Consider the following 512-nt stretch of genomic DNA (forward strand, 5'->3'; position numbering starts at 1 on the left):
GGACGCCGAATCCCCCGGGAACCAGGATCGCATCCACCCCGCCCAGGGACCGGCCCGCGCCGTCCAGGGTCTCGCAGGTGTCAGCCGGAACCCACCGGATCTTCACGCGCGCACGATGGGCGAAGCCGCCCGCCTTGAGAGCCTCGGACACGGAGAGATAGGCGTCGTGCAGGTCGATGTACTTGCCCACCAGGGCCACCTCGACCTCACTGCGGGGCTCTCGCACGCGCTCCAGCAGTCCGTCCCAGCGCGTCCAGTCGACGTCGTGGAAGGGTACGGAGAGTCGGCGCACGAGGAACGCGTCGAGACCCTCGGCGTGGAGCACGCGGGGGATCTCGTAGATGGAGCTCGCGTCACGGCACACGACGACGGCCTCGCGGTCGACGTCGCACATGAGGGCGACCTTCTTCTTCACGGGTTCGGGCACCTCGTGCTCGCTGCGCAGCACCAGGGCATCGGGCTGGATGCCGATGGAGCGCAGTGAGGCGACCGAGTGCTGCGTGGGCTTGGTC

General features: G+C 69.1%; 1 pseudogene. It reads right to left on the reverse strand.

What is annotated here, in order from left to right:
* A pseudogene (locus FK530_RS25570) lies at positions 1–512 on the reverse strand (CTP synthase); the annotation flags it as partial.

This window comes from Tsukamurella conjunctivitidis (genome assembly GCF_007858475.1).
Taxonomy (GTDB): domain Bacteria; phylum Actinomycetota; class Actinomycetes; order Mycobacteriales; family Mycobacteriaceae; genus Tsukamurella; species Tsukamurella conjunctivitidis.